Origin of the sequence: Pareuzebyella sediminis (assembly GCF_008367235.1) — a bacterium.
Taxonomy (GTDB): Bacteria; Bacteroidota; Bacteroidia; order Flavobacteriales; family Flavobacteriaceae; genus Pareuzebyella; species Pareuzebyella sediminis.
Genome location: NZ_VTZS01000004.1, coordinates 294,244 through 309,528, shown reverse-complemented (window position 1 = coordinate 309,528; position 15,285 = coordinate 294,244). Strand labels below are relative to the sequence as shown.

14 protein-coding genes and 1 tRNA gene are annotated in these 15,285 nt (G+C 41.9%); 5 read left to right on the top strand and 10 right to left on the bottom strand.

The genetic code is table 11. From position 1 onward, the window contains the following. Positions 1-44 precede the first annotated feature (44 nt). From asnS to F2B13_RS15475, 3 genes are read left to right on the top strand one after another with little or no spacing between them, the layout of a single operon-like run. Positions 45-1,478 (top strand): asparagine--tRNA ligase, encoded by a 1,434-nt coding sequence (asnS, locus tag F2B13_RS15485; protein WP_149276696.1) that lies wholly within the window; start codon positions 45-47, stop codon positions 1,476-1,478. Between the two features lie 44 nt (positions 1,479-1,522). Continuing rightward, on the top strand, positions 1,523-2,983 hold the full coding sequence (gene rpoN, locus F2B13_RS15480) for an RNA polymerase factor sigma-54 (protein ID WP_149276695.1): 1,461 nt from the start codon (positions 1,523-1,525) through the stop codon (positions 2,981-2,983). After that, positions 2,983-3,588, top strand: coding sequence for a hypothetical protein (locus tag F2B13_RS15475; RefSeq protein WP_149276694.1), 606 nt, complete (start codon positions 2,983-2,985; stop codon positions 3,586-3,588). Before rpoN ends, F2B13_RS15475 begins: the two co-directional genes overlap by 1 nt. Before the next feature lie 82 nt (positions 3,589-3,670). Here F2B13_RS15475 and F2B13_RS15470 read toward each other — a convergent pair whose 3' ends face one another. The 8 genes from F2B13_RS15470 to F2B13_RS15435 form a co-directional block, all read right to left on the bottom strand. Further along, entirely contained in the window at positions 3,671-4,354 is a 684-nt protein-coding gene (locus tag F2B13_RS15470) for a porin family protein (protein ID WP_149276693.1), read from the bottom strand. Between the two features lie 89 nt (positions 4,355-4,443). Beyond that, a complete protein-coding gene (locus F2B13_RS15465; RefSeq protein ID WP_149276692.1) occupies positions 4,444-4,926 on the bottom strand; it encodes an ExbD/TolR family protein in 483 nt (160 codons plus the stop codon). Between the two features lie 21 nt (positions 4,927-4,947). Continuing rightward, complete coding sequence (locus F2B13_RS15460; protein WP_149276691.1) at positions 4,948-5,574, bottom strand: ExbD/TolR family protein; 627 nt, start codon at positions 5,572-5,574, stop codon at positions 4,948-4,950. A 5-nt stretch (positions 5,575-5,579) separates the two neighbouring features. Then, entirely contained in the window at positions 5,580-6,026 is a 447-nt protein-coding gene (locus F2B13_RS15455; RefSeq protein ID WP_149276690.1) for a hypothetical protein, read from the bottom strand. Between the two features lie 25 nt (positions 6,027-6,051). Beyond that, a complete protein-coding gene (locus F2B13_RS15450; protein ID WP_149276689.1) occupies positions 6,052-6,798 on the bottom strand; it encodes a MotA/TolQ/ExbB proton channel family protein in 747 nt (248 codons plus the stop codon). A 243-nt stretch (positions 6,799-7,041) separates the two neighbouring features. Continuing rightward, positions 7,042-7,129: transfer RNA gene (locus F2B13_RS15445), tRNA-Ser, on the bottom strand. A 71-nt stretch (positions 7,130-7,200) separates the two neighbouring features. After that, on the bottom strand, positions 7,201-8,229 hold the full coding sequence (locus tag F2B13_RS15440; RefSeq protein ID WP_149276688.1) for an asparaginase: 1,029 nt from the start codon (positions 8,227-8,229) through the stop codon (positions 7,201-7,203). A gap of 45 nt (positions 8,230-8,274) precedes the next feature. Continuing rightward, positions 8,275-9,042: a TatD family hydrolase gene (locus F2B13_RS15435; RefSeq protein ID WP_149276687.1), complete on the bottom strand. Its 768-nt coding sequence runs from the start codon at positions 9,040-9,042 to the stop codon at positions 8,275-8,277. A 38-nt stretch (positions 9,043-9,080) separates the two neighbouring features. Here F2B13_RS15435 and F2B13_RS15430 point away from each other — a divergent pair, with 38 nt between their 5' ends. Both F2B13_RS15430 and F2B13_RS15425 read left to right on the top strand, forming a co-directional pair. After that, a complete protein-coding gene (locus tag F2B13_RS15430; protein ID WP_149276686.1) occupies positions 9,081-9,518 on the top strand; it encodes a retropepsin-like aspartic protease family protein in 438 nt (145 codons plus the stop codon). A 117-nt stretch (positions 9,519-9,635) separates the two neighbouring features. Next, positions 9,636-10,976: a cytochrome-c peroxidase gene (locus F2B13_RS15425; RefSeq protein WP_149276685.1), complete on the top strand. Its 1,341-nt coding sequence runs from the start codon at positions 9,636-9,638 to the stop codon at positions 10,974-10,976. A 110-nt stretch (positions 10,977-11,086) separates the two neighbouring features. Here F2B13_RS15425 and odhB read toward each other — a convergent pair whose 3' ends face one another. Both odhB and F2B13_RS15415 read right to left on the bottom strand, forming a co-directional pair. After that, positions 11,087-12,364 (bottom strand): 2-oxoglutarate dehydrogenase complex dihydrolipoyllysine-residue succinyltransferase, encoded by a 1,278-nt coding sequence (gene odhB, locus F2B13_RS15420; RefSeq protein WP_149276684.1) that lies wholly within the window; start codon positions 12,362-12,364, stop codon positions 11,087-11,089. Positions 12,365-12,433: 69 nt separating this feature from the next. Continuing rightward, on the bottom strand, positions 12,434-15,256 hold the full coding sequence (locus F2B13_RS15415; protein WP_149276683.1) for a 2-oxoglutarate dehydrogenase E1 component: 2,823 nt from the start codon (positions 15,254-15,256) through the stop codon (positions 12,434-12,436). Positions 15,257-15,285: the final 29 nt, after the last annotated feature.

Below are 15,285 nucleotides of genomic sequence, written 5' to 3'. Positions count from 1 at the left end.
TATCAAAAACTTATCTTTGCCCTTCAATTTTCAAGTGTTTTAATATGACATCGACTAACGTAAAAGAATTGCTCAAAGGTAATCTATTATTACAGGAAGTAACGGTAAACGGATGGGTAAAGACCTTTCGGAGCAATCGGTTCATTGCCCTTAATGATGGTTCTACCATTAACAACATTCAATGTGTAGTCGACTTTGAATCCCTTGAAGAAGGTATTCTTAAACAAATCAATACAGGAGCGGCCCTGCGCATTATCGGTACGCTAGTTGAAAGTCAAGGTAAAGGGCAAAATGTAGAGATTCAGGTCAAAGAAATAATTGTCCATGGTGGTGCCGATCCCGAGACCTATCCCATTCAGCCCAAACGACACTCACTGGAATTTTTACGAGAAAAGGCACATCTTCGTATTCGCACCAATACATTCTCGGCCGTGATGAGGGTACGTTCGGCCTTGTCGTTTGCCATCCACCAATATTTTCAGCAAAATGGTTTCTATAACTTTCATGCCCCGATTATTACGGGATCCGATGCAGAGGGTGCAGGTGAAATGTTTCGCGTGACCGCATTGAGCGATAAGAAACCGCCTTTGACTGATGCCGGCGAGGTAGACTATAAGGAAGACTTCTTTGGAAAAGAGACCAACCTTACCGTTTCCGGTCAGCTAGAGGCTGAAACCTACGCTATGGCCCTAGGCAAGGTGTATACGTTCGGACCCACATTTCGGGCTGAGAACTCAAATACCTCAAGACACTTGGCTGAATTTTGGATGATAGAGCCCGAAATGGCCTTTTATGACCTGGATGCCAATATGGATCTGGCCGAAGATTTTATTAAAAATGTCATCGCTTATATTTTGGAAAACTGCCAAGATGACCTTCACTTCTTGGAAAAGAGACTTTTAGACGAGGAAAAATCCAAACCACAGACCGATCGCAGTCCAATGCCACTTATTGAAAAATTGAAATTCGTAACCGACAACAGTTTTAAACGCGTTTCATATACCGAGGCTATCGATATTCTCCGAAACAGCAAGCCTAATAAGAAAAAGAAGTTTCAATATTTAATTGACGAATGGGGTGCTGATCTTCAAAGCGAGCACGAACGGTTTTTGGTTGAAAAACATTTTAAATGCCCTGTGATTCTATTTGATTATCCCGCCAAAATAAAAGCATTTTATATGCGTTTGAACGAAGATGGAAAAACGGTCCGGGCCATGGACATTCTTTTTCCGGGTATCGGAGAAATCGTGGGGGGCTCACAGCGCGAGGAACGCTTGGATGTATTAAAAGAAAAAATGGCGGCTTTAGGCATTCCAGAAGAAGAACTGTGGTGGTATCTTGATTTGAGAAAATTCGGGTCTGCCGTTCACAGCGGGTTTGGCCTGGGATTTGAAAGATTAGTACTTTTCGCCACTGGAATGGGAAATATAAGAGATGTGATTCCTTTCCCCAGAACTCCCCAAAATGCGGAGTTTTAATCGCAAATTCGTTAACTTTATAAGGCAAGCAGAATCTCACGGCAATGCTAAAACAACACTTACAGTTCAAATTATCACAAAAGTTATCTCCTCAGCAGATACAGTTGATGAAACTGATTCAGCTGCCTACTCAGGCTTTTGAACAGCGACTGAAACAAGAACTGGAAGAAAACCCTGCTTTAGAAGGAGGAAAGGAAGAGGCAGAAAACTTCGATGACGAATTTGATAATCTTTATGAAAACGAAGAAACCGACAGTGAAAGCATCAGTGCCGAAGACATAAATATAGATGATTATCTCAGTGATGATGAAATTCCGGATTACCGCACTAAGGCCAATAATTATAGTACCGATGATGAAGAAAAAAATGTGCCTTATGCCGCCGGCATCTCATTTAATCAATATTTGCTGAACCAACTCAACACGGTTTACCTTAGCGATGAAGAGTGGAGTATCGCAGAATTTTTGGTCGGGAGCGTAGATGAAAGTGGATATATTCGAAGACCGATTTCAGACATATTGGACGATTTGGCATTTACCCAGAACATCTATACGGATGAGGAAACGATCGAGAGAGTCTTAAAAATAGTCCAGAAATTAGATCCACCTGGTGTTGCGGCCCGTTCTCTGGAAGAGTGTCTTCTTATTCAGCTTAAACGAAAAGAAGCCTCCCCAAAAGTTGAACTTGCGATCGCTATTTTGGAGAAATCATTTGACCAGTTTACCAAAAAGCACTACAAAAAACTTATTCAAAAACACAATATTTCCGAAGAGGAGCTTAAGGCCGCCATTTCGGAAATAGAAAGACTCAATCCGAAACCAGGTGGTTCATATTCGGGAAACAACCGCATTATTGAACACGTGGTACCCGATTTTTCGATTCGAATTGTCGAAGGCGATTTAGAACTCAGTCTCAATGGCAGAAATGCGCCAGAATTGCATGTTTCGAAAGAGTATAGCAATATGCTGAAGGGCTATAAAGACGCTAAGAACAAATCGAAATCCCAGAAGGATACCGTGCTTTTCATAAAGCAGAAACTCGATGCCGCGAAATGGTTTATCGATGCCATACGGCAACGTCAGCAAACGCTTTTTATCACGATGAACGCCATTATGAATTATCAAAAAGAATATTTTTTAACGGGAGATGAGCGTAACCTTCGCCCCATGATTCTTAAAGACATCGCCGATGAGATCGATATGGATGTATCAACAGTGTCGCGAGTAGCCAACAGTAAATATGTCGATACCCCATATGGCACTAAACTTATCAAGGATTACTTCTCAGAATCTATGAAAAATGACCAAGGCGAAGATGTTTCAACAAAAGAAATAAAAAAGATACTAGAAACGGTCATCCGTGATGAACCAAAGAAAAAACCATTGACGGACGATAAGTTGGCCTCCATTTTAAAGGAAAAGGGCTACCCGATAGCTCGGCGGACAGTCGCCAAATACAGGGAACAACTGGATATTCCCGTCGCACGATTGCGAAAACAGATTTAATGAGATTTTTCCTAAGGGCCATATCTTACATCTTCCATCCCTTGTTAATTCCGATGGCAGGTACCTTGGCCTATTTTCTTGTTACTCCGAAGTACAGCCCTGCAGAACTTCAAGTAGGTAACTTGCTTCCAATTTTTATTCTAACCATAATAATTCCGATTATAACCTACCTGATTTTGCGAAATTTAGGGTTGGTCAGTACCATTTTTATGCCTAATCCTCGAGAACGTCGATATCCCCTGTACATTCATATTATTTTGCTTTTTATGGTGATTTACAAGGTGATTCCTAACGGTTATACCATAGAGTTACACTTCTACTTTTTAGGCCTTATTGTAGCAGCCATGTCTGCCTTATTACTACTATTCTTAAAACTCAAAATAAGTATGCACCTTATGGGTATGGGAAGTCTGTTTACCTTCTTGGTTTGCCTAAGCATCCATTTCAAAATAAACATCACGATAGCCGTTAGTCTCCTAACGCTAGCCACAGGCGTAGTGGCGACCTCTCGGTTATATTTGCATGCCCATAGCAAACCTGAACTATTCATCGGATTTAGCATAGGGATTCTTTCACAACTGCTTATGGTTCCTTATTGGTTATGAGTTAGAATTGCCAGTCTAGATAGAATGAAAGCCAATCGTAAAAAAATGTATATTGGTGAGCTTCGCTTACTAAGCTGCTTAATCAAAGAATATAGAAGATGAGGCCTATTCGAAGGGGTTTCATTTCAATCGCTTGGCCGTTGAGCAGTACATTATCGGAAAACATATTGTTTAAGGCATAATAGGCATGAAGATTGAACGTATTATAGCCAAAATCAAAAGTTAATCCATACTGAAACTTCTGAATATCCGTATTATAAAAAGAGTCCTTATCATCGTTTCCCACAAACTTAGAGCGCCCACCTACAAGATAACCCATCTTCAGACCCGCATAAATACGCCAAAATTTATATTCCGTCGCGGTCGAATTTCGCCATCGAAACTGAATAGGTATTTCGGCCATGTGGGTCTCGACCTTGTTTCTTTTGAAATCATTCGTATTCTCTAAAATATCATATTCCAAGCCATCTGGGGTTTCTGTAATGTCAAGAGTGGAATAGTAAGAGTATAATCCATATCCTAAACCTAGTGCAAAAGCTGTGGTGCGCGTCGCATTTAAAGGAATATCTTTAAGAAAACCAGCTTGAAGACCATACGAAAGGTTCCGCTGGCTTACATTTTCCGGCTTATTCAGTAAAATGTTATAGGTGACTCCCAAATAAAACTGGTCTTCGAGATACTTCGTATCTTGTAAAACCGAATCTGGGTAAACCTGCGCACTTAATCGCATAGATAGCAAGACGAAAATAATTATGATACGGGCCATAATTGTAAAAATAAACAAATAAAAAACGCTTCAAATCGAATGTTCAAAGCGTTTCTATAATTTCTTTACGTCGTAAAAACTAGTACCTTCTACTGCAAATTATTAAATGCATCTCCATCATAGGTCGTGTAATTGACTTTCAGCGCATTTACTTTGCGTAGTTCCTGCTTAATATCTGAAATCAATCCCATATTGGCATTCTTATCTACCTTCAAAGCTGTGGTAAGTACATTCTGGAGTTCCTGAGGCTTCTTGGCCCGCTCTTGCAAAATGTAGTCGCCCACTTGAGAAGGATCCGCAAACTTATCGTTCAGCTGGATTTTGGGCTCCTCGCCAAATTGAGACTTATATTGTGATGTAGGAGCTCCAACATATATATAAATGACCCTGTCTTTCTTTTCAAGTTTTTTAGTTTCGCTTGCGTTGGGCAATACGTTTTCTACTTTCAACGAGCTATCCTTCATCACGGTAACTGTCATAAAAAAGAACAACAGCATAAAAACAATATCTGGTAGAGATGCGGTATTTACAGGTGGTAACCCTGCATCTTTTTTCTTTGTAAACTTTGACATATCTAACTTTTTATGCGCTAATTAATTGGTCGACTCCGTTTCGGCCTCCGACAGTTTCTGTGGAAAAAGATCTTGGATTCTTTTCACCTTTTCTTTCAAATCTTCCTTGGTACCCGAATCGGTCTCAGGGTTGAGATAGTCGGCCTCCATATCGGTGAAATCTCTTTTGTACAATCTTTGGGCCTCTCGATTCCTCAGTTCATTGTACGCCCCGACGAGTTCATTTTGAACCGTTATATACGTACTATACTTGGTTTCCCTATCGTTCTTCAAAGAAATAATGGCCTTTGCAGGGTTATCCGAAGATTCAGGATTTCTTTTTCCTTTACAATAACTACAATATTCCGGACTTCCTTGAGGTGCCCCTCCATTATCTAAAAAAGCCTTTGCTTTCTCCCGTAAACTCTTTATATCGGTAAGTTCATCTTCTACCAAGAGTTGTCCGTTGCGGTTGATATTTACCGTGAAGATATTCTTTTCCTTGATTATAGGAGGTTCTTCGTTAGGCGGTTCAATTGGAGGCAACATACGGTCAAGACCTGCATCGGTTTCTATGGTCGTGGTAACCAAGAAAAATATCAGCAGCAAGAACGCAATGTCTGCCATCGATCCTGCATTTACTTCTGGTGGTGCTCCTCTTTTTGGCATAACTTTTATTTTTTAATAATCGTTTTTCTCGCGCCGCCCCACAACATGGCTCCGACGGCGATGATAGTCAATATAAAGAATACATTGATACCCGTCCCAATTCTTTTAATGGTAGTTTCGGATGTTTCTATACCGCGCTCTGCCATTTCATCAATGCTCACATCGGTTCCATCAGCTAACACATAGCCTATAGCAACAACTAATAAGAATCCGCCTATAACAAAAAGGGTCTTCTTAATGCTCGCGGGATTGGAAAAAAGATTCTTAAGGGCAAACACAAGACTGAACACCACGGCAATACCTAAAAGTATATAGGTAATCCAGAACATAGCGTTGAGCGCCCCGTTATTTGCAGCCTGAGATGCGGGCATTTCCGACTCTGGAAGCATAAACCACAAACCAGCACCTATCAATCCTACAACTACTAAAATAATCTTTACAACTTTGTGCATAATCTTAAGGTATTAAAAGTGCGACTTATTTTTTGTGGTCTACAAGCATGTCTATCAAAACGATAGAAGAATCTTCCATATCGTTTACGATACTATCAATTTTTGCAATGATATAGTTGTAAAAAATCTGAAGGATAATCGCCGTGATAAGACCGAAAACCGTAGTCAATAACGCCACCTGAATATCACCTGCAATAAGTGATGCACTCAAGTTACCTACCGCACTAATCTTTTGGAAAGCCTGAATCATACCGATAACCGTACCCATGAATCCAAGCATAGGTGCAATAGCGATAAATAGGGTCAACCAAGAAACATTCTTCTCTAATTGGCCCATCTGAACACCACCATAGGCAACAACAGCCTTCTCAGCAGATTCTACACTTTCTCCCGCTCTATCCAAACCTTGGTAATAAATAGAAGCCACGGGGCCCTTTGTATTTCGGCATACTTCTTTTGCTGCTTCAACACCACCCGATGCCAGTGCATCTTCTACTTGCTGCTTTAATTTAGCTGTGTTCGTAGTGGCCATATTCAAATAAATAATACGCTCAATTGCCACTGCCAGACCAAGAATCAAACACAAAAGTACAATACCCATGAAGCCGGCACCACCTTGTATGAACATTTCCTTCAGCACTTGGGTGAAACCTTTTTCAGCTTCCGCCGGAGCATCTTGAATCATTGTTGCGGCTGTAGCCATTGCATTTACAGTATTCGTGCTCAATACGAACAATCCGCCCATGGCAAGGATAGAGAATAATTTTTTCATTTTTTCAAACTTAAATTAGTTAGTTAATAGGGTTAAAGATAAAAAAAAATCACAATAAAAAAAGTAAAACTTCGTAGCTGACGGGTCGTGATAGCCTAAGATAGGATGAAGTGCCGAAACCTTGTTCCACATTTACACCACCAATCCTTTACCACTGATTTAAACTCCCATCATTTTAGCAAAATTAAACTTATCAATAATTTTCAGATAATAATAATTTCTACTGAAAAATATTTTTTGTTGCAGAGAGGAAGGGATTCGAACCCTCGATACACTTTTGGTGTATACACACTTTCCAGGCGTGCGCCTTCGACCACTCGGCCACCTCTCTAGTTTGACCTTGCAAAAGGGTTGGCCAAATAACGAAAAAAATATTAGTCCATGAAATTTATACCGCTAATTTTACCCCACTTCACCTCTTAGGGGAGTTTCAAAAATGGTTTTGAACAATTTAGGTGATAGGCCATTTCCTAAGAGATACATCAATTTGGTAACGGCGGCCTCCGTGGTAATGTCCTTACCATTAATTATTTGGAGCTTTTCGAGATGCTGACTTGTTTCATATCGGCCGATAGAAACGCTTCCCCCTGAGCATTGAGTGACATTGACTACGTGCAATCCGTCTGAAATGGCTTTCTTTAAACTATCGACCAACCAATTTTCCGTAGGTGCATTACCCGCCCCGTAGGTTTCAAGGATGAGCCCTTTGAGGCCTTCGATTTTCAATATACTGTCTAAAACGTTGGGGCCAATGCCCGGAAACAATTTAAGTATGGCCACATTGCTATTCATATTCTTATGTACTTTAAACTGTTTTCCGCCTCTCCTCGGAAGTAAATTTTCCTCATAAACCTTTAGAAAAACCCCGGATTCAACCAATGGCGGATAATTGGGCGACACGAAAGCCTGAAAATGTTCGGCATTTATTTTGGTCGTACGATTTGCCCGATAAAGCTTGTACTCAAAATACAGCCCTACCTCTTGAACAAGGGGAACACCTTTCTTCTTTAATGCAGCTATCTGAATAGAAGTAATCAGATTTTCTTTGGCATCGGTTCGCAGATCACCTATTGGCAATTGAGAACCGGTAAATATCACCGGCTTGGCAAGATGCTCCAACATAAAGCTCAGCGCCGAAGCGCTATAGCTCATCGTATCACTGCCATGCAATACCACAAAGCCGTCGTGACTCTCATAATTACCTTCTATTAAAGAAGCCATGGTTCCCCAATACTCGGGGTTCATATTCGATGAATCTATAGGGTTATCGAAAGAAATCGCGTCGATATCACAATCCAATTGGCTCAGCTCCGGAATATTCTTGACCAACTTGTCAAAATCAAAAGCTTTTAAGGCACCAGATCCGTAGTCCTTCATCATTCCGATAGTCCCCCCCGTATAAATCAGTAGTATTTTCGTTCTATTCTTCAAAACTCGATTTAAAGTGAAACCCTATCCCATAAACCCTTCAATAGGTTAGACCCCAAAAACTGCTTTGGAATTGGCGGTGGTAATCTCGGCAATTTCTTCACAACTTATACCGTAAAGCAAGGCCAACTTTTGTAAAACATGGATTATATATGAACTTTCATTCCGTTTTCCACGAAAGGGAACAGGGGCAAGGTAGGGGGAGTCTGTTTCCAAAACAATATGACTGAGTGGTATTTGATCTAAGAATGTATCGATTTTGCCATTCTTGAAGGTTACCACTCCCCCTATGCCCAATTTCATATTCAGGGAAATTGCTTTTCGTGCCTCGGCCAATGTTCCGGTAAAACAATGAAAAACACCAAAAAGACCGCCATCATTCTCGCTTTCGAGTATTTCAAAAACTTCATTAAAAGCATCGCGACAATGGATAACAATAGGTAAATTATATTTTTTGGCCAGTCGAATCTGGTACCTAAAGGCCTCTCGCTGCTCTTCGATAAAAGTTTTGTCCCAATATAGGTCCATCCCGATTTCACCTACTGCATAAAACTTTCGCTGGGTGAGTAAATCGTCGACATGAGCCAATTCTTCGTGATAATTTTCCTTTACATGAGTAGGGTGCAAACCGGTCATCAAAAAAATATGCCCTGGAAATTGCCTTTCCAATTCGAACATGGCATCGGTATACGTGGAATCTATGGCGGGAATAAAAAAGCGCTCCACCCCCTCTTTCAAGGCCCTTTCAATCATATCGGTTCTATCATCATCAAAAGCTTCACTATAGAGGTGTGTATGTGTATCGGTTATAATCATGGTGCAAAAATAGGCTTATCTTTGAACAAAAAGAATACATGGCCTCCCTGAAGAAATTATTGAGGAAAAAGAGATATACGGAGATTCCAATAATAGTAACCGAAACCAACCATATCGCCGTATCCGCTAGATTGAACGGAGTAATTGGAAGATTCATTATAGATACAGGAGCATCGAATACCTGTGTCGGTTTCGATAAAATTGAGTTTTTTCACCTCAACTCGAAGGAGTCGAAAATCAAGGCAGCCGGAGCCGGAGCCACCAATATGGAAACACTAATGTCAACCAAGAATAGGCTCGAAATCGGCCCTTGGAAAATAAAAAAACTCAAAATCGTTCTTTTTGACCTTGTTCACGTAAACGAGGCCTTGATAGCCCATGAGGCCTTACCGGTAGATGGTATTATCGGCGCCGATGTTCTACAGCAGGCCCAAGCCATTATCGACTATCATAAATCCCATCTCTATTTAAGATAAAAATTTTTTAAGGACCTTTTCATCTGTTATTTATCGCCTTTTTATTTTTTTCGACGAAAAAATATTATGGGTTTCTATTAAAAGTATTCCCTTTGTGCTTTGCTCATCCCAATCACTATGAACTACAAAAAGACCACTTTGGGCCTGTTAGTATGGCTTACCGCTCTTACTTCCTGCTCGAAAACCGAAAACGATTTTAGCCATCCAATAGTAGAAAACGAACTTGAAACACGTCTTATACAATTATATGGTTCCTTAAACGAATTGCAATTTCCAGACGGCAGCGCCCTGGAAGAGATACCTGCCGATCCCAAAAATGCAATAACGCCAGAGAAGGTCTTTTTGGGAAAATTTCTCTTTCATGAAACCGGAATCTCATTGAACCCTAAAAAGGCCGAGGGTACGAATACTTTTTCATGCGCCAGCTGTCATCAGGCTCGGGCCGGATTTCAAAGCGGATTAAAGCAAGGTATCGGTGAAGGAGGAGTAGGTTTTGGAACCTTCGGTGAAGGAAGGGCAATGTCACCCATATATACTGACAGCACGGTCGACGTACAGCCTATCCGTTCTCCTTCTATTTTGAATACGGCGTATCAAGATGTCATGCTTTGGAACGGCCAGTTCGGAGCAACAAAAACAAACGAGGGCACCGAGGGTTCATGGACCGTGGGCACTCCCAAAGAAAGTAATGCCCTAGGTTACGAAGGACTTGAAACGCAGGCTATTGCCGGAATGGATGTCCATCGGCTGAAATGTGACCCGGAGATGATTCTGAGCGGTCCTTACAAATCACTTTTTGACAAGGCCTTTCCAAATATTCCCACTGATAGCAGATACACCAAAATATATGCCGGCTTGGCCATTGCGGCTTTCGAACGTACCGTTTTGGCCAATCAGGCTCCCTTTCAAAGATGGTTAAGGGGTATGGAAAGCGCGCTCACCGAAGAGGAAAAACAAGGTGCCTTAATTTTCTTCGGCAAGGGAGAGTGTTATTTGTGTCATTCAGGGCCTGGCCTTAACGGTATGGCTTTTCACGCCCTTGGGATGAACGATTTTGAAGAGAATCAAGTCCTGGGCCTAGTAGACGAAGCCACAAAAAAAGGCCGTGGCGGATTTACGAACGACCCGGCCGACAACTATAAATTTAAAACTCCCACGCTCTATAACTTAAAACAAGTACATTTTTTAGGTCATGGCGGAAGCTTTTCTTCCATTGAAGAGGTCATTAGATACAAGAATTTGGCTAAGAGCCAGAATACCAATGTACCCGATGAAAGGATTTCCGACCTATTCCATCCTCTAAATTTGGAAGAAAATGAAATAGCCCAGCTCACGGCCTTTATAGAGAACGGTCTTTACGATAACAACTTGGCACGCTATGTTCCTGAAAGCCTTCCCACGGGAAATTGTTTCCCCGATGCTGATGAAAAAGCAAGTCAAGACCTTGGATGTAAGTGAATGGCCCCGTGACTACGTCACAATAGAATTGTGGGATCCTTGTGAAGGTAATAAAAAACGAGGGCCTAGATGATAGATCTAAACCCTCGTTCCATATTGCTCAATCGCGTTTAAAATTGCATTTCCAACGCTTTTTCAACATTACCGTCCATCAATAACTCTTCCGGACTTTCCAAGGCCTCCTTGACGGCTACTAAGAACCCTACGGATTCCTTGCCATCGATAATACGATGGTCGTAAGAAAGCGCTACATACATAACCGGAGCAATGGCTATGGCCCCATCCCTAACAATAGGTCTTTCAACGATATTATGCATTCCTAAAATGGCACTTTGAGGTGGATTAATGATGGGAGTGGATAACATCGATCCGAAAACCCCTCCATTGGTTATGGTAAAAGTACCCCCGGTCATCTCATCGACCGTAATTTCACCCTCACGGGCCCGAATGGCCAATCTTTTAACCTCAGACTCAATACCCCTAAAGGATAAATTTTCTGCATTTCGAATCACAGGAACCATAAGGCCCTTTGGGCCCGATACTGCAATACTGATGTCACAAAAATCGTAGGAGATCATATCCTTGCCATCGATCATAGAGTTGACAGATGGATATTCACTAAGTGCCCTTACGACCGCCTTCGTAAAGAAAGACATGAAACCTAAACTTACACCATGCTTCTCCTTAAAATCTTCTTTATATTTCTTACGCAATTCAAAGATAGAAGACATATCGACTTCATTGAAGGTAGTCAACATGGCGGTTTCGTTCTTTGCAGCCACCAAACGTTCGGCCACTTTTCTGCGTAACATCGAAAGTTTCGACCGCGACTCTCCACGACTTCCACCAGTAGGGGTCCCCATTGAAGGCACCGCGTTCACCGCATCATCTTTAGTAATTCTTCCGTCTCGACCGCTCCCCTTCACACTCGAGGCGTCAATCCCTTTTTCATTTAATATCTTTTTAGCTGCAGGTGAAGGTACCCCGGATGCATAAGTTTCTTTGGCTTGGGCAGGTTGAGGCGCTTTGTCTTGCTCGTTCTTTTCATTTTTTTGTTCCTTGGCCAAATCCTTCTCAGGAGAATCACTGGAGCTTTCGCTTTCCTTTTTTGTTTCCTTGTCTTCGGAACCACCTCCATTGTCAGGTTTGGCCCCGTCAGTATCGATAAGACAGACCACTTCTCCTACGGCAACGGCATCCCCCACCTCGGCTTTCAAGGTAATGGTACCGCTTGCTTCTGCTGGAAGTTCTAAAGTAGCCTTGTCCGAATCAACCTCGGCAATGGCTTGATCTTTCTCTACATAATCACCATCTTCTACCAACCACTCCGCTATCTCGACTTCGCTTATGGATTCGCCCGGGGAAGGGACTTTCATTTCTAATATCATGTCGTTACTATTTGCTGTATTATATTTTCTTGACTAAAATCGGCCTTTTTTACTCGGTAATAACCTTTATTAAGCCTTCTCCTCTTTCTTAGGTCTTGGTACGGGTTTGGACATATTGTCTTTATCCTTATCATAAACGTAATCGATGACCTGTTGATGACGCATTTTTGAACGTACGGCGCTACCGGCAGCTGGTGAAGCATAAAATCTTCTTGAAGCTACACGAAATTTATTCGAATCGCTAAAATGCATCATCATATGACTCCAAGCACCCATATTACGTGGTTCTTCCTGTGCCCATACTAGATCGTCGGCCTTTTTATACTTCTCGATTATCCCCTTCATTTCTTCAGCAGGCAAAGGGAACAGTTGTTCAATCCGCACCAAGGCAACATCCTCCCTACCCTTTTCTTCTTTTGCGGCCAATAGGTCATAGTAAAACTTGCCCGTACAAAAAACTAGGGTTTTGACCTTTTTCACATCTGCATCAGGGTCATCTAAAATTACCTGAAAACTTCCGGAAGCAAGTTCATCGATCGACGATACTGCTTTGGGATGTCGCAACAGACTTTTAGGTGTAAATATGATCAGAGGTTTTCTAAAATTCACTTTCATCTGTCTGCGTAAGATATGGAACATCTGAGCTGGGGTAGTCACATCAGCGATGTACATGTTGTCACGGGCACAGAGCTGTAGATAGCGTTCCATTCGTGCGGAAGAATGCTCTGCACCTTGTCCTTCATAGCCATGGGGCAACAACATGACCAAACCATTCTGCAACTTCCATTTATCTTCGGCAGCCGATATATATTGGTCTATCATAATCTGAGCACCATTACTGAAATCGCCAAACTGTGCTTCCCAAATAGTCAATGTATTGGGGCTAGCCATGGCATAGCCATAATCGAACCCTACGACACCGTATTCCGACAATAAAGAATTGTATATCTGAAATCGTCCTTGATCTTTAGAAAGGTGATTTAAAAGCAATATCTCTTCCTCGCTTTCCTCCACCTTCAATACCGCATGACGATGCGAAAAAGTACCGCGCTCTACATCTTGTCCCGACATACGTACCCCGAAGCCTTCTTTTAACAGGGTACCATAGGCCAATAATTCTCCCATGGCCCAATCGAGTCTGTCGGTTTCGAAATACGTTTTTTTACGCTCCTTGATCAACTTATCTACCTTACGCAAGAACTTCTTGTCTTGTGGCAACTCAGTGATCACCTTGGCGATAGCGTCTAAGCTCTTTCGCTCAAAAGTGGTATCGACGGACTCCATCATCTCCCACTCCCTGACATTGACAAAGCCCTTCCATTCGTCGGCCATAAAAGGGGTAATCTCGGTCTTATCTTCCCTTCTAGAGTCTTCAAGCTCTTCTTCTAAAGAGGCTTTGTACTCTTCTTCAAGCTCTTTTACGAATTCCTTTTCAATCACACCCTCATTTATCAATTTTTCGGCATAAATATCCCTAGGGTTCGGATGCTTGGCAATGGCCTTATAAAGCTTGGGTTGGGTAAACCTTGGCTCATCGCCCTCATTATGCCCATATTTTCTATAACCTAACAGATCGATAAAGACATCGCTATTGAATCGCATACGGTATTCCAGCGCAAAAAGGGAAGCATGAACTACCGCCTCCGCATCGTCGGCATTTACATGGAGTACAGGACTTAAGGTAACCTTGCCTACATCGGTGCAGTACGTTGATGAACGTGCATCCAAATAATTAGTGGTAAAACCTATTTGATTGTTTACCACCATATGTATGGTACCATTGGTGCGATAACCATCTAAGTCCGCCATCTGTACCACTTCATAAACAACGCCTTGGCCGGCAATGGCCGCATCACCATGTACCACGATGGGAAGCACCTTGGAAAAATCATCAGGAAAATGGGTGTCTTGTTTTGCCCTTGCAATTCCTTCCACTACCGCACCCACTGTCTCTAGGTGCGAGGGGTTAGGAGCAATGTTCATTTTAATCATATTGCCGTTGTCGGTCTTGCGTTCCGAGGTCCAGCCTAAATGATATTTCACATCCCCATCGAAAATCTCCTGTTCGTAGTCCTTTCCATCAAACTCACTAAAAATATCTTTCGCCGCCTTTCCGAATATATTGGTCAATACATTCAACCTTCCCCTGTGGGCCATTCCCATGACAAATTGTTTAACACCCAATTCAGCAGCTCTTTCAACGACCGCATCAAGAGCTGGTATGAGCGACTCGTTGCCTTCGAGGGAAAATCTCTTTTGACCGACATATTTCGTGTGGAGAAAACCTTCGAAAGAAACAGCCTGATTCAGCTTCTTAAGAATACGCTTTTTATGTTCCACTTTGTAGTCAGGATGGTTGTCATTGACATTCAACCAATTCTGTATCCATTCGATTCGCTCGGGCTTACGTATATACATGTACTCTACACCTATCGCATCGCAATAAATACGTTTAAGGTGTTTAATAATCTCACTTAAGGTACTCGCACCTATTCCGATAATCTCACCGGCATTAAACACCGTATCCAAATCGTTCTGTGACAGCCCGAAATTTTCAATATCCAGCGTCGGACTGTATTTTCTTCGATCACGAACCGGGTTGGTTTTAGTGAACAAATGCCCCCGATTTCGATACCCATCGATCAGTCGGATAACCTGAAATTCCTTTTGTAACGATTGCGGCATCTGTAGGTCTTGACCATTGTTGATGCCAGGAGCATGAATCATGGTTTGAACGTCGAGTTCATCAAGGGCGAGTTCGGAGCCAAAATCAAAACCTTGGAAAAAAGCACGCCAGCTAGGCTCTATACTATCCGGACTTTTAAGATATTTATCGTAGAGTTCCGCAAAAAATGAGGTATGTGCGGCGTTTAGAAAAGAATATTTATCCATAAAGGGTTTCGCTATCTTACAAATGAAAT